This window comes from Micromonospora sp. WMMB235, from assembly GCF_001855515.1.
Classification (GTDB): domain Bacteria; phylum Actinomycetota; class Actinomycetes; order Mycobacteriales; family Micromonosporaceae; genus Micromonospora; species Micromonospora aurantiaca.
Map to the genome: position 1 here is coordinate 3,945,824 of NZ_MDRX01000001.1, position 13,423 is coordinate 3,959,246.

Genomic DNA, 13,423 nt, shown 5'->3' on the forward strand with positions numbered 1-13,423 from the left:
TTCCGCGCCGGTCCCGGATCTCGCGGCAGCGGCGGACCTGCTCACCACGAGTCCGCTCCCCCGCACCGGCTCAAGACTTGACCCTCGCCCTGCCGGGCGGCCGCGTCTACGGCTGTCCGCTCACACTCGCTCGGTTGCCACCATCGGCTGCTCGACCGCCCACGCCTTGAGCATCGGGTGCTCGGCGGGTCGCTGGCTCACGTTCCGAGCCGACCCGCGTCGACGCTTTCGCTTGCAGCTCGGTCAACACCTGCCATCAGTCAACGCTGAGTACATAACACTGTCGCCAGGCCGACACCGCCCAAGAACAGATAGTCATCGATGGCGTCATGCACTATGCAATTTGCATCCGGACATCACCGACCAGCAACTACAGAGCGCAATTGACTCCGCCTGCTTAGTGGCTTTTGCACGCTTTCAAGGCAACCCAAAATTAGGTGTCGCACCTCTAGTGCGACGCGCCAAAGTTGCAGCCATCCCACTACTCGGGACACCGATCTAGGGGCGTCACCGGCGTCGAGAACACACGTTGTATCCGAGGGCAGGAACGCTCGGGTCGCATCTCGGTACACCGGTGACCGAGAAGGACAAGGAGGGGCCGGAAGAGGTCCCCAGAAGAGAGAGTTCCGTCAACCCGGAGTCGCAGCCAGCGGCGCCAGGTCAGGCCGAACGAGGGCTGGCAGCATCGGCCATCGCGTGCGACCTTGCAGCGGATTTGCTGGAAGGGATGGGACGCGATGGCCTTGCCGTCGCCGCCAAGGCCATCGCCCACCTGCTACACCTGATCGCAATGTTTAGCAGGCACAACGATCGGGCGTAGCGCTATCTGACACGGGGTCGGCAGCCAGCCGGCCCCGTGTCATTCGTAGTCAAGAACGACGACTTCGTCTAGACGTAACGAGCATGAGACAGATCAACTGTGACTTCCTGCTGCTCAGCGCGGCCTTCCTTGACGGGCAGAGCGTTGGTGCTCCTGATTCCGTATGGACGGGTGTGACCGCTCTCGCGGTTAGGAGGTGCAGGTGTTGAGCATGCTTTGCAGCGCGGACTTCTCGGTGGATTGGAGCGTCAGGCCCCAGTTGTACTTCACGGTGATCCACATTTTGCTGTAGGTGCAGCGGTACGACGTCAGGGGAGGCTGCCACGTCGAGGGATCCTGGTCGCCCTTGGACTGATTGACGTTGTCGGTGACCGCGATCAGTTGCGGGCGGGTCAAATCGTTGGCGAAGCTCTGCCGGCGGCTCGTCGTCCAGGAGCTGGCTCCGGATCGCCATGCCTCCGCGAGGGGTACGACGTGGTCGATGTCGACGTCGGAGGCCGCGGACCAGGTCGCACCGTCGTAGGGGCTGTACCAGCGGCCGGAGGTAGCGGCACAGGAGCTGTTGACCACGACGGACGTGCCGTCGCGCTTGAGCACCTGCTCGCGGGTGTTGCAGGTGCCAGTGACGGTGATCCAGTGGGGGAACAGGTCCCGCGAGTAGCCGGCCGTTGAGCCTTGGGCTGCCACTGTCAGGGCGTTGAGCTGCGACTGCGCCGTCGCCTTGGATGGGATGCCGGGTGGGGTGGCCGAAGCCGATTGGCCGTTCACGACGGCGAGAACGGCACCTACGAGGGCGGCGACAGTGATTGTCGCGGCACGGTGCCTGGCACGCGTGGTGAGGGTAACGGGCGTGTTCGGCATGGCTGCGGCCTTTCGTCAGGGAAACAGCAACCTTCCCGGACGATCATGTCGATCGATTGGCATCCCTGTAAAGAGCAGCTGTCCGGTTGTCGAGCATCGCGCCATCATCGCCGTGTGGCGGCAGCCTGCTGAGCTTTTGCCGATCCTGCTCGGGTGTTACTCAGGGCAGCGGTGGCGTGACAGTCGTTGGTATCTTCTGCGGCATGAGCGGGGGTCGGGGTTCTGGTAGCCGTAGTAAGCGGCGGCAGGTCAGTGCGGAGGATCGCGCTGCTGCGGTGGAGGACTACCGGGAGTCGGTCGGCCGGTTGCAGTACACCGCTTACCAGAACCTGCGGCAGGCGATCGCCTACGCCACCATCTTCGTGGCGGTCATCGCCGTCTGGATGCTGTTCATCGGGCAGGCCACTGCGGCGTCGTTCCCGTGGTACGCCGTGTCGATCCTCGGCGGGGCGTTCGGCCTGGCCACGTATTTCGTGCGGGAGCCGCGGCCGAGGTTGTACGTGCTCGCGGTCGCCGTGGTCCTGGCCGTGGTGGGCGTGACCGGCATGTTCCTCACGAGCTAAGGCGGCAGCCATGACGCTGTCGTCGAGCCGGACGCTCTTGTCGGGTTCGCCCGTCAGGTCGACCGGGCCGCCTCCGACGTGTGGGAGATCCGCGCCTACCTCAACCGCCACGCCGACGTGGCCACCGGCGGCGAGCAGATTCAGATCGCCAAAGCCGGCTGGAACCCGCCCAAACGACTGCATCGACCTCGAACGGGCGGGATCAGCCGTACGTCCGGTCAGTCTTCCACAGGCGTGACAACCAGCGGCATTAAGCTTGTCGCAGCCATGATGGACGGTGGTAGCGGCCCTCCGACGCGGGCTAGCTGGATCAACCACGCGAGCAGTTGGAGGCAAGACGCTCTATGCAGGACATCGACACCCTGCGGCACGAGATGCTGGATCGGATCTACACGGAGGCCGGGGGAAGCACTCACAGGTATGTAGAGTTGAACGGCTTTGCTGCCGACATCGGCATCGAAGTTGATGTCGCGTACAGCTTGGTCAAAGACTGCTCCATGCGAGGGCTTGTAGAAGACGCCTCTACGTTCGGTGGTCCCAGCGCAGCGCTGACACCAGCAGGTATACGGGAGGTACAGGCTCGACGCCGCCGCCGCGCAGACCCGGCCCTGAGGTCGGCCGCAGCACGGAACAGTCTCTTGCGCTGGTTTTACGCGCAGGATCTAGCTGACGTACACATGCCGCTTACCAACAAGTTCCTTGAATCGGATGAATCGACCTTCGAAGGCGAGCGGTTCGGCTCGAACGAGATCGAGCGGGCGGCGGAGTTCCTGGCCGGACGAGGGCTGATTAAGGGAGTCTCCGCGTCGGGCGTGCGTGGGCCGCTACGAGCCAAGATCACGATCGAAGGCCAGGATTGCGTAGAGCGCCACGGAGGTAACGTGTCTGAGTACATACGGGATCAACGCGGAACTGCTCCGTCGATCAATACGAACATCGGCACAATCAACAGCAGCGGCGCGCTGGCTGTGGGAAGCACTGGGGTAACCCAGAGCGTGACGGTTGGGGCTGATCCGGCCGCGCTCGCAGAATTCGCAAAGACACTCCTAGCCGAGCTGGCCAAGCTTCCCCTGCCGGCAACCGTCGCCGAACAGGCCCACGACGCCCTGCGCGAGGTTGCTGAAGCGGGTGAAGACACCAGCAGAGCAAGCAATGCCTTCCAGCGCTTCGTCGGCTATCTGGTGGATGCTGGAAAGCCGGTCGTTACGGCCGCCTTTATGATCGCGGCCCAGCACTACGGGCTGCCGTCGGCGTAGTGCTTAGCCCGGGCGGTCCACGGCCACTGTGGCCGATCGCGTGCCGCTCCTGAGCAATCACCCGCTTGGGCCCGTCGTCCGCTGTACTCGACGAGGCGTGGGTCGCACCGCGACTCGAAGCCACCGGCACGGAGTGGCCCAGGACCACGTTCGCTGCGGACCGGTAACATGCAGAAGCCCTCGTCGCACCTAGCGTGGGTCTGGCGGCTCCGTTCGATTCGGGCGTCACCGCAATGCTCGTTGTCCTACTCACGTTCCTAGCCGGGGTTCTGAAGCACCTGGTCGATGACTCCACGAAGCTCGACGAGTCAGCTAACCCGACGGCAAAGAAGGCGAGGACCGACATGGGAGCAAACCTGAAGAGGGTGGCCCTCGGCCTCCTCGACACTACCCACAACATGGGCTGCGCGGTGTCCAGTGGTCTGGCCCAGGCCAGCCAGGTGCGACGACGTCAAGGACCTATGGCCCTTATGTTCACGAAGCAAACCACCAGTTTACCAACTACAGGTAAAGGCCTTCCTTGCAGCCTGGTGGTCGGGATGCTTACGCTGCGCCACCTCGGCAAACGTCGTCACCGATGGTCGTCGTTGATCAACAATGATCGGCCTGCGACGGCCTGGCGACGGCCTGGCCGAGTCACACCGTGCCCTCCGCCCGTTGGGACGAGCGAGACATGCGCAACTGCCGCATGCGTCGGCTGATCGACAAGAAAGATCGTCTGCATGTCTTTCAATCCGTACGCATGTTCGACAGTATTGACGTAACCAACCCAGGGAGTGGTCATGGCAGATAAAAGCGCCATCGAGTGGACCGAAGCGACCTGGAATCCCACGACAGGCTGCGATCGGATCTCCGCGGGCTGCGACAACTGCTACGCCCTTAGCCTGGCGAAGCGCCTGAAGGCGATGGGGTCTGCCAAGTATCAAAACGATGGCGACCCGCGCACCTCTGGACCTGGCTTCGGCGTCACGCTTCACCAGGACGCGCTGAGCATCCCTGCGCGCTGGCGGGAGCCGCGAACAGTGTTCGTCAACTCCATGAGCGACCTGTTTCACGCTCGCGTGCCGATCGACTACGTGCGCCGCGTGTTTCAGGTCATGGCTGACACTCCGCGCCACACTTACCAAGTGCTCACGAAGCGAGCATCACGGCTGGCCCGAGTCGCGGACCAACTCGACTGGCCACCGAACGTATGGATGGGTGTCAGTGTGGAGACGGAGCAGGAGTTGCCAAGAGTGGATCACCTCCGCACAGTCCCAGCAGCTGTCCGATTCATCTCCGCAGAACCACTGCTCGGCCCCCTCGACCGCATCGATCTAACCGGCGTCCATTGGCTGATTGCTGGCGGCGAGTCTGGGCAGGGCGCCCGTCCTGTAGACCCCGCATGGATCAGAGGCCTACGGGACGAGTGCGCCAAGGCAGGAACGGCCTTCTTCTTCAAGCAGTGGGGAGGGAGGACCCCAAAGGCAGGCGGCCGGCTGCTGGACGGCCAGACCTGGGACGAGATGCCGACGAGGGAACTTACGTCGGCTCGATGAGGGCCTGGAGCAGCTTCTTGCCCTTCGGGTTAGTTCTGGTGGCATCAGGGTAGAGCCGCGTCCACGCCTTGCGTAAGTGAGTCTGCCGAGCCTGACCGGCGGCCCCTCCGTAGACCTCGCTGTACCGCTTGCTGATCACAAAAGGTTTACCTTCGGCGAGCAGTCGACGTAGGTTCGCCTCGATCTCGTTGATCCAGCCATCCTCTAGCGCCTGCTCACTCGCCAGGAAGCTCGCCTCATCCGCAAACAGGGTGTCGGCGTTCTCGATGTCGTACACGGCCTTGCGCCACTGGCCGAGGCCGAGAGACAGGGCTTCGGCGAACTCGCTGAATCCGTCGCGGTGACGAGTAAGGAAGACCAGGTAGTAGACGGGCTTGTGGTGAGCACGGTTACGTACCGGGGTCACCCACCAAGCGCATCGTTGATTGGCAGCTAGCCGGCGCGTGTACTCGACGACCACGGCCATCTCGGCACGCTCCTTGTCGCCTCCGTGATCGAGCCAGACCTTCTGCCACCAGTCCCCGCCGCACGCAGCATCCATCCGGGCGAGAGTCGCTGGCTTTCCGGCGTTCTCCTTGGTACTCGTGAGAAGTCCGGCCACCCGCCGTAGGCCAACGGCGCTGAAGTTGATGAGCAACTCGGTAGCTGGGGGGTGTCCTGGCCGCTGCGCGAACACTTGCGCCGCCTTCGCGAACGGAATCATAACCCCGAACGGATCGAGGTAGACGAGTGCGGGAATGCCCTTCACCAGGGTCAACAGGTCGTCGAGGTGATCCTCGATGCTGCCGGCATAGACCTGCATTGGCAGACCTTTACCTTCCGCCGCGACCACCTGCTGAAGCTTGGCCAGTGACTCCGGGTCACTCTCGACGAAGTAACCCTCTAGCTTCCGGTTGATCGGTTGGAGCTCCCGCGCCTTTCGCAGCAAGAGGGCAGGAGAAGCCTCCTCGCCGTTGTCGTACCTCCCCTCCCCCGCATACCCGTCAATAACCGCAACCCGATGGTCAGGCGAGTACAGGCCGGTTTTCCCCACGAACGGACTGATGTACTTGTCGATGATGGCGTGCTTCAAGATCGCTGCTGGCTTTTTCCCGTCGAAGAACCCCATGCGTCCCCCACTCGGCGCACCTGCCCACCGATTTGACTCATAGTAAGCAGTCGATGTCGTTGGGTCATTATGATCCACTGACACAGGCCCGAGGCACCTACTAGTGGGGTCGATTTCTGTCAGGTGGACGACAGCCCAGCCCCTACCCGCCTCTACAGTGCAGCCCTTGTTGCCCCTGCCACCACAATCTTGGGCATGATCCCTCGCCATCGCCCCGCCAGTGCCACCGTCCACCGGCCCTCTCCGAGGCGTTCTGCGCGCCTGGAAAGCCCAGAGACTGAGGCGGCGAACGTTCCCACGTTGGGCAGATTCGGCGGCGAGGGGTGGCTGGCGGGCCTACTAACCCTCATCCCAGTAACCCTTGCAGGACTCTCCCTCCTCACCGCTTCCAACGGAAACATCACGGTATTCAAGACACTCGTTACAACCCTGAGTGTGCCTGCCATCCTCATCACTAGCTATGTCACCGCACTCCCAGTCTTTATTCCCATAGCTTTTGCCATTCACGCCTTTGTGACGAGTCGCACCGACTGGCCGATCAACAGCAGGAGTGACCGGTTAGTAATGTCTCTCTGGGGGCCGTTCATTGTCGTCAACATCTTGATTATTCCGCACGGGATCCTTGAGTGGGTCCCTATCTCCATCGCTTCCGCATTCGGTATGACCTTCACCGCAATCACGCCATTCCTTCGGGAGAAGCGCCAGCGTGGAGCTCAGGTGAGGTTGTTAAGGATTGGAAATAGGCGCCTAGCGCGCATAGCCAAGGAGGCGCTGAGAGACATACCTCTGGCGGCAGCAGCCCTCCTCGTGATTGAAATGGTGATTCTTAACGGCATGTGGCTCCCTTCGGAAGTAATTGCGATAAAAGGCCAGTCTCCGGTCAGCACTGGATACGTCCTGCAGGAGAAGGAGAACCAACTTCTCATTTACTGGGCGGACGACAGAGGTGTCCAGCGGTATCGCGCTGACCAGGTTGAGTACAGGCAGATATGTGAAATGAAGCACCGCAAGACGTATTCCTTGTTGCGCAGCCCGTCTCCTCGCCCCCGTCAGCAGTCATGCCCTCCGCCCAATCGCCGTTAACCCCCAGAACGTTAAGGAGATTCATTGGTTGTCGTTGCCTGCTCCATTGCGGCCATGCCCTAGTCAACGACGCGGCACCACCCGCCAGGATTGCCCGTGGTCGACCCTGCTTCAGTTGGCGGCGGCAGCCTTGAGCAGTGTTGCCATCCCGTCTGCCGTCGACCCGCCTCTTGGGGAGCGGACCGCCGCCCGGCCCGCCACGTCAAGACGGCCTTGACGCACGTTCGGACGCTGGCGGGTCGGGCGGTGTTCTGCTCGGCTTGCCCGGGTCGACGGCAGACGGGATGGCTCCCCACCCCGACCACCCACAGACCGCAAACCGCCGACGGACCCCCGGCCATCCTGGAGCCGGAGCGCCCCCGCCGGAGGCGCAGTAGGCGCAACCCCGCCACCGGGCCGGCAGCCGCCGACGGACCCGGCGTGCGCTCCCCTGCGCCGCGCGGGCTCGATGTCCGCGCGGCCCGGCCGGCTGCCGGCCCAACCCCTCATTGGTCAAGCTGCCTATCGTCATGCGGCGGCCTACCGGGCTACCCGCCCTCCGCGCCAGCCGCCGGGCGTGTTGCGTGGCCGAAGTCGGAGCGCCAGCGGAGCAAGGGCACGCGCCCTGGCGGCGGCGCGTGCGGCCCGTCAAGGGCCGCCTTGAAGACGTACAGAAACTTTGAACCACTTCGCTGGCACACGCTGGCAGCCGGCCGCCTCGTGTCGTCGGCCAGCGGACACGGGATGGTGCGGCCCGAGTGCGCTCCGTACCCTGGGCGGCATGGCCGCCCTCGTCGATGCCGCTCGGGAAGTCGCGCGACAGTTGTTGGAGACCCCGTTGCCCCGCCGTTGGAGTCACGTCCAGGCGGTCGCCGCCAAGGCGGACCGGATCAGCGTGGCGGTACCGGTCGAGGATCGTGATGTGCTGGTGGCGTCGGCCTGGCTGCACGACGTGGGTTACAGCCCGGACCTGGTCGACACGGGCTTTCACTCCCTCGACGGTGGCCGCTGGCTACGGCGTAAGAGGTACGACGAGCGGATTGCCGCTCTGGTAGCTCATCACTCCTGTGCCTGGCTGGAAGCCGAGGAACGTGGGCTCGGCGAGGTCCTGGCCGCCGAGTTCTCTCGGGAGGAAACCGCGGTGACCGATGCTCTCTGCTTCTCGGACATGACCACCGGGCCGGACGGTCAGGACTTCGAGGTCCTGGAACGGCTGGCGGAGATCCGATCGCGGTACGGGCCGGAGCACTTGGTGACCCGGTTTATCGGTCGAGCAGAGCCGGAGATGGTCGCTGCCGTGCAGCGGACTCAGCGCCGGCTCGCCAGCAACGCTCAGCGTCAGCCGATATAGGGCTGCGGTCCGTTCTCGTAGCCGTGGGTGATGCGAAGCAGAGTTGATGGGTGGATGTCGTACGTGGGCAGCTCGTCGCGGGTTACCCACCGGACTTCGCGTGACTCGTCGCTCGGAGTCGCGGTGCCGCTGACGGGTACGGCGCGAAAGCAGAGCGAGAACTGCTGTCGCACTTCGCCGTCCGAGTAGGCAACTACGTGGCCTGGGTCGGAGTAGACGCCGACAATGCCGGTCACCTCGACCGTGATACCGGTCTCCTCCTGGGCTTCCCGGACCGCTGTCTCTGCGACTGACTCGCCGATCTCCTGGCCACCGCCAGGCAGGGACCACAGGCCGTTGTCGGTGCGCTGGATGAGCAGCACTCGATCTCGTACGTCTCGGACGAAGACGGAGACGGCCACGACGATGCTGTTGGCCTTCGGCGCGTTCGGGTCGTGGTAGTGCTCAGTCCTCGCCATGGATCTAGGTTGCCACCTCGTCGCCCGGATGTGACTTCGAGGAGGCAAGAACCCTGTCGAAGCTGTCGGAGTAGGTGCGGAAAAGGTCGCCGCCATTGAGCTTGCGTAGGTGCATCACGGGGGCGTGTGGCGCCGGGAACCCGAGTACGTGCATGTTCACCAACATTTCGTCATCGAACCGGTAGATCGAGTTGTACAGCGTCGTGTCGTGACAGCGCACCTTGACTCCCGGAACGCCATCGAGCCGGTTGTAGTACTGCTGGACCTGGCGGATCTTCGCCGCCATAACACCGGGCGCGCCCTCCTCGACGCTCTTCCGCTCGATGGCAGCGCTGGATGGGTCACCGAGCAGAACCGTAACGGCAACTCCGTCAGTCGCCTTCTGGCGCAATGTGTCGATGAGTCTCGGGTCCTGCTCGACAAGGAATAGGCCGGCGTAGGCCAGGATGTCGATCCGCTCCTCGGCCCGCTCGATCAGTTGATGCCACAGGTCGTACGGCACCGAAGAACGCCGGGAGTAGAGCTGAACCATCTCGCTCTGGCCGATCCTCGACGCCTTCTCCGGGGTCACTGCCTTCGGCCACAGGTAGGGCACGTCTTGCCGCACTATCGCCGCGATGGCGTGCTGGTGGCGAGGGTATGGCGTGCGGTCCTGCGTGATCCACCGTTCCACCGTCTTCGGGTCGACGCCGATCCGCTCGGCCACCGCGACCGGAGTCAGGCCGTTTCGCAGGATGGCGTCACGTAGCCGATCGTTTGCCATCGAACCCTCCTCAAGGGACGACTAGGGACGCATTGATGCTATCTGAGACGTCCCTTAGTCGTCCAGCCCATCGGATGGGCCGTCTCCTGGAATCGAGGATTCTCTTTCCCAGAGAGGCCACGAGCAAGAGTCCACCGGGGACAAGCTCAATCCACTGGCCCGAGACACAGGAGGTTTGTTGTGAAGCTGTACGTGGACACCGCGAGCAAGCAGGTCCAGGTGACGAAGGACCCGGAGCCGAAGAACGACCAGAACGGTAACCAGCGGTCGGAGAAGAACACTGGCCGGCTCATGTGGTCGACCCAGGTCTTCGTTCTCGACGAGACCGGCGGCGAGATCATCACCATCACCACGGCGGGTGAGAAGCCGAGCGTGACGGTGGGGCAGCTCGTCGCTGTCGAGCAGTTGGAGGCCATTCCGTGGGCGACCAACGGGCGCAACGGCGTCGCGTTCCGTGCCGTGTCGCTGAAGCCGAAGGCTGGCACCTCGGCGGCGAAGTAGTTCCTCGTTCCACCTGCAACTGTGTGAGCTTCTGGTGTCTGACGCGCATCGCGCGTGAAGCGGTCTGAGTCCGCTGAACTGTTCCGATCTGGTCCGGGAGCGTTTCTGGCTCCTACTCTCCCGGCCCTGGCAACCCGTGATTGCCGTTCTCGAACGTGTGGCGCGGGGTCGGTACTGGCTCCTACACCTGCCGGCCCCGTCTGCCCTTCCAACCTGTCTGCCCTCAACGTAGGGAGTGGTTGTCATGCTCGTTTCCGCCGTCGTGTTCGCCGTCGTCGCGGCGACCCTCTACGCCGGTCACCAGGTGGCCGATCACGTGTTCGGCCAGTCCGACAAGCAGGCCGCCCACAAGTCCGCGCCCGGCTGGCACGGCTGGAAGCACCTGCTCGGCCACGTCGTGGCCTACCACCTCGTGGTGATCGTCATGCTGGCGGTCACCATCGCCGCGCTCAATCTGCCCGTCACCGCCGGCGGCCTGGCTGCCGGGCTGGGCTTCTCCGCGATCAGTCACGCGTTCCTCGACCGGCGCTGGCCGGTGCGCTGGCTACTCACCCACACCGGAAGCGGCGACTTCGCCGACCGGCAGGCCCCGATCTGCGGCATGTACCTGGCCGATCAGTCCCTGCACGCGGCGTGCCTGTGGGTGTCCGCGCTGCTCATCGCCTGCCTGTAGAAACCCCATCCCTGAACACCGGAAGGAGCCCGTCATGGGCCGCACGTACCTGTTCAGCGAGGACGCCAACGGCCGCGTCCGTGAGGTCAAGGTCGACCCGAAGCACCTCGACAAGCAGCTCCGGGAGGAACGCGCCGCCGGGCGCACCCCCACCGTCCTCGACGAGGACGAACGCATCCGCTTCGGCCAGCTCACCAACGACCTGAACAACCGCTGACCTGACCGGCGGAAAGGAAAACGAGCGCGGGGCCGGTACTGGCTCCTACACCTGCCGACCCCGCTCTCTCCAACCCATCCAGCCCAATCACTGGGGAGGACGTGTCGTGTCCAAGTCTAGCCCTCGCCGCTCCTTCGGACGGAAGTCCAGCGGCACCATCACCGTCATCGAGGCCAAGGTTCACCGGTCCTCGGCGCGGAACGCCCGGTTGGCGTTCATCCTCACGGCGGTCATCGTCGGCCTGTTGTCGGCCGTGGTGGCCGCTTCCTCCATCCACCCCATCCTCGCCCTGCTCACCGGCGCTCTGGTCGGGGTTCCCCTCGGCGGCCTGGCCTGGCTGCTCGTCCGGATCTGGCCGGTGCTGCGGCTGTTGTGGTGGTGGACCCCGGAAATCGGGATCACCACGCTTCTCGGCGTCTGCTGGGTGCAGCTGGTCAACCACACCTCGACCCCGGTCACCCTGCTGGTGGTCGCCCTGGTCGTGGGCGTCCCGGCCGCTGTGCCGGTGTCCCGCCGGTTCCTGGTGGCCTGGACCTGGTGCCTGATCGTCAGGCATCGGCTGCGCGTGTGCTTCGCGCAGTTCATCATCGCCAACCAGTCCGGCAGCCTGCCGCTCATTCTGTGGGCTCGTCCCACGCCCGTCGGTGAGCGGGTCTGGGTCTACCTGCGCCCCGGCCTGTCCCTGGCCGACCTGGAAGGACGCCTCGACCGCATCGCGGTCGCCTGTCACGCCTCCACTGCCCTGATCGAGCGGGCCTCCGACCGTAACGCCGCCTACCTGCGGTTCGACATCAAGCGCCGCGAGGTGCTGACCGCTCAGGTCGGTTCCCCGCTCGTCGACGTCATCGACCCCGACACCCCGGCAACCGAGCGGATCCCGGCCACCGTGCCCACCGCCCTGGACCTGCCCGACATCGACGCCCCAACCGTCACCCTGCCCACCCAGGGCAGACCGGTCGCCAAGAAGCCGGCCACCACCGCCAACGGCAGCAAGCCCGCGGCTTCCACCGCCAGCGACGTCGACGACGTCTCCGACTGGATCTGACCCACACCCAACCCGGTCGCGGAGAGCCCTACGGGTTCGTTCGTGTGGCTCTCCGCGCCCACCAACTGCCCAAGGAGGGCACACCTATGACCACCACACCCGCCCCGACTTCCGGGGTTCCGGTGGGGCCTGGCCTGTCGATGTTCGACCCCATCTTCGTCGGCATCGACGAGTTCGGTCACCCCGTCTACATCACCCTCGCCTACCGCAACCTGCTCGCCGGAGGCGAACCCGGCGGAGGCAAGTCCGGTCTGCTCAACACGATCGCCGCCCACGCCGCCCTGTCCGTCGACAGCCGCCTGGTGCTGCTGGACGGCAAACTCGTCGAACTCGGCCAGTGGGAGGACTGCGCCGACGCGTTCATCGGCCCCGACATCACCGCCGCCCTCGACATCCTCCGCCGCCTGCAACTGGTGATGAACAACCGCTACGCCTGGCTACGCGCCCACGGCCGCCGCAAGCTCACCGCCGCCGACGGCCTGTCCGTCATCACCGTCCTCGTCGACGAAATCGCCTACTACAGCGCGACGGTCGGCTCGAAGCAAGAGCAGGAAGAGTTCGTCGCTCTCCTGCGCGACCTGGTCGCACGCGGGCGTGCCGCCGGTATCCCGGTGGTCGCCGCCACGCAGCGGCCCAGCTTCGACATCATCCCCACCTCGCTGCGGGACCTGTTCGGCTACCGCGCCGCGTTCCGCTGCACCACCCCGAACACCTCCAACATCGTGCTCGGGCACGGCTGGGCCGAGCAGGGCTACACGGCCACCGACATCGCCCCCACCAACCAGGGCGCCGCCTACCTCATCGCCGAAGGCGGCACCCCGAAGCGCATCAAAGTCGCCTACCTGTCCGACGCCCAGATCGCCGGGATCGCCGACTACGCCGCCTGGATCCGCCGGCCCCGACCGTTACCGACCCTGATCCCGGACCTGACCCGGGTGGACTTCGAGGTAGCGGCATGACCACCCGCGAACACACCTACGCCAAAGCCAATCAACAGCGTGCCGCCCGGTACGTCGAGATCTGGATCGTCGCCCAACCAGCGGAGATCGCCTCGATGGTCCAGGTCGCCTCGGCCAGCGGCCGACTCGTCTACCTCGGCCCACCCCACGCGGTGGGCGGCGACGACACCCGCCAACGCCGCTACCTGCGGCTGCGCACCCGATAGCAGTCGACGGAACCGGCTCACGCCCTGCAAAAGCCGATCCGG

The 13,423-nt window shown here is 64.8% G+C and carries 16 protein-coding genes; 12 read left to right on the forward strand and 4 right to left on the reverse strand.

What is annotated here, in order from left to right:
• Positions 1-574 precede the first annotated feature (574 nt).
• Positions 575-820, forward strand: coding sequence for a hypothetical protein (locus tag BFV98_RS31945; RefSeq protein ID WP_143025336.1), 246 nt, complete (start codon positions 575-577; stop codon positions 818-820).
• 189 nt (positions 821-1,009) lie between these two features.
• Here the strand turns inward: BFV98_RS31945 and BFV98_RS17040 are convergent, their stop codons facing one another.
• Entirely contained in the window at positions 1,010-1,681 is a 672-nt protein-coding gene (locus BFV98_RS17040) for an HNH endonuclease family protein (RefSeq protein ID WP_071097034.1), read from the reverse strand.
• 203 nt (positions 1,682-1,884) lie between these two features.
• Between BFV98_RS17040 and BFV98_RS17045 the strand changes: the two genes are divergently transcribed.
• The 3 genes from BFV98_RS17045 to BFV98_RS31525 all read left to right on the forward strand — a co-directional run bounded on the left by BFV98_RS17045 (position 1,885) and on the right by BFV98_RS31525 (position 5,038).
• The gene (locus BFV98_RS17045) at positions 1,885-2,244 is read left to right on the forward strand and encodes a hypothetical protein (protein WP_143025337.1); all 360 of its coding nucleotides are present in this window, start codon (positions 1,885-1,887) and stop codon (positions 2,242-2,244) included.
• A 344-nt stretch (positions 2,245-2,588) separates the two neighbouring features.
• Positions 2,589-3,500 carry a hypothetical protein gene (locus tag BFV98_RS17050; protein WP_071097038.1) on the forward strand — a complete coding sequence of 304 codons (912 nt, stop codon included), beginning with the start codon at positions 2,589-2,591 and terminating at the stop codon, positions 3,498-3,500.
• A gap of 782 nt (positions 3,501-4,282) precedes the next feature.
• Positions 4,283-5,038, forward strand: coding sequence for a DUF5131 family protein (locus BFV98_RS31525; RefSeq protein WP_083395371.1), 756 nt, complete (start codon positions 4,283-4,285; stop codon positions 5,036-5,038).
• On the opposite strand, the gene tcmP is transcribed toward BFV98_RS31525, so the two are convergent.
• A complete protein-coding gene (tcmP, locus tag BFV98_RS17055) occupies positions 5,022-6,146 on the reverse strand; it encodes a three-Cys-motif partner protein TcmP (RefSeq protein WP_071097040.1) in 1,125 nt (374 codons plus the stop codon). The two genes, BFV98_RS31525 and tcmP, sit on opposite strands and share 17 nt — an antisense overlap.
• Positions 6,147-6,446: 300 nt before the next feature.
• Here tcmP and BFV98_RS31950 point away from each other — a divergent pair, with 300 nt between their 5' ends.
• Positions 6,447-7,229: a hypothetical protein gene (locus BFV98_RS31950; protein WP_143025339.1), complete on the forward strand. Its 783-nt coding sequence runs from the start codon at positions 6,447-6,449 to the stop codon at positions 7,227-7,229.
• A gap of 760 nt (positions 7,230-7,989) precedes the next feature.
• Complete coding sequence (locus tag BFV98_RS17060) at positions 7,990-8,559, forward strand: HD domain-containing protein (RefSeq protein ID WP_071097042.1); 570 nt, start codon at positions 7,990-7,992, stop codon at positions 8,557-8,559.
• Here the strand turns inward: BFV98_RS17060 and BFV98_RS17065 are convergent.
• Both BFV98_RS17065 and BFV98_RS17070 read right to left on the reverse strand, forming a co-directional pair.
• Positions 8,547-9,017: an NUDIX hydrolase gene (locus BFV98_RS17065; RefSeq protein ID WP_071097044.1), complete on the reverse strand. Its 471-nt coding sequence runs from the start codon at positions 9,015-9,017 to the stop codon at positions 8,547-8,549. The genes BFV98_RS17060 and BFV98_RS17065 overlap by 13 nt on opposite strands.
• 4 nt (positions 9,018-9,021) lie before the next feature.
• Positions 9,022-9,780: an XRE family transcriptional regulator gene (locus BFV98_RS17070; protein WP_071097046.1), complete on the reverse strand. Its 759-nt coding sequence runs from the start codon at positions 9,778-9,780 to the stop codon at positions 9,022-9,024.
• 180 nt (positions 9,781-9,960) lie between these two features.
• On the opposite strand from BFV98_RS17070, the gene BFV98_RS17075 reads away from it, so the two are divergent.
• From BFV98_RS17075 to BFV98_RS17100, 6 genes are all read left to right on the forward strand, one after another.
• Entirely contained in the window at positions 9,961-10,281 is a 321-nt protein-coding gene (locus BFV98_RS17075; RefSeq protein WP_030500671.1) for a hypothetical protein, read from the forward strand.
• A gap of 244 nt (positions 10,282-10,525) precedes the next feature.
• On the forward strand, positions 10,526-10,954 hold the full coding sequence (locus BFV98_RS17080) for a DUF3307 domain-containing protein (protein ID WP_071097048.1): 429 nt from the start codon (positions 10,526-10,528) through the stop codon (positions 10,952-10,954).
• A 34-nt stretch (positions 10,955-10,988) separates the two neighbouring features.
• Complete coding sequence (locus BFV98_RS17085; protein WP_071097049.1) at positions 10,989-11,171, forward strand: hypothetical protein; 183 nt, start codon at positions 10,989-10,991, stop codon at positions 11,169-11,171.
• 106 nt (positions 11,172-11,277) lie between these two features.
• On the forward strand, positions 11,278-12,216 hold the full coding sequence (locus BFV98_RS17090) for a hypothetical protein (protein WP_255368139.1): 939 nt from the start codon (positions 11,278-11,280) through the stop codon (positions 12,214-12,216).
• 86 nt (positions 12,217-12,302) lie between these two features.
• Complete coding sequence (locus BFV98_RS17095) at positions 12,303-13,175, forward strand: FtsK/SpoIIIE domain-containing protein (RefSeq protein ID WP_071097051.1); 873 nt, start codon at positions 12,303-12,305, stop codon at positions 13,173-13,175.
• Complete coding sequence (locus BFV98_RS17100; protein WP_071097053.1) at positions 13,172-13,381, forward strand: hypothetical protein; 210 nt, start codon at positions 13,172-13,174, stop codon at positions 13,379-13,381. Before BFV98_RS17095 ends, BFV98_RS17100 begins: the two co-directional genes overlap by 4 nt.
• The last annotated feature ends 42 nt before the right edge of the window (positions 13,382-13,423 follow it).